Genomic DNA, 230 nt, shown 5'->3' with positions numbered 1-230 from the left:
CTGCAAATTAACATGATCGGCGTAACATGACTAAAGTACGTAATTGCGTTCTTGATGCACTTTCCATCAACGTCAACAACATCATTAGCTTGGTCGTGGGTACTTTCCCTCAGGACCCGACAGTGTCAAAAACGGCTGTCATCCTAACCATTTTAACAGCAACATAACAGGCTAAGAGGGGCCGGACACCCAATAAAACTACGCTTCGTTGACATATATCAAGTTCAATT

1 protein-coding gene is annotated in these 230 nt (G+C 43.0%); it reads left to right on the top strand.

What is annotated here, in order from left to right; genetic code table 11:
* Nucleotides 1-26 precede the first annotated feature (26 nt).
* Nucleotides 27-167 carry a protein YjjY gene (gene yjjY, locus AOA62_RS17105; protein WP_001303782.1) on the top strand — a complete coding sequence of 47 codons (141 nt, stop codon included), beginning with the start codon at nt 27-29 and terminating at the stop codon, nt 165-167.
* Nucleotides 168-230: the final 63 nt, after the last annotated feature.

The sequence above is a fragment of the Pseudomonas sp. 2995-3 genome (assembly GCF_002742565.1).
In the GTDB taxonomy this organism is placed as follows: domain Bacteria; phylum Pseudomonadota; class Gammaproteobacteria; order Pseudomonadales; family Pseudomonadaceae; genus Aquipseudomonas; species Aquipseudomonas edaphica.
Note: the sequence above shows the minus strand (reverse complement) of the source record. Positions and strands in the feature narration are given on the sequence as shown.

Coding starts and splice junctions, on each gene's coding strand:
- yjjY (WP_001303782.1), top strand. CDS start 27: ATGACTAAAGTACGTAATTGCGTTCTTGATGCACTTTCCATCAACGTC.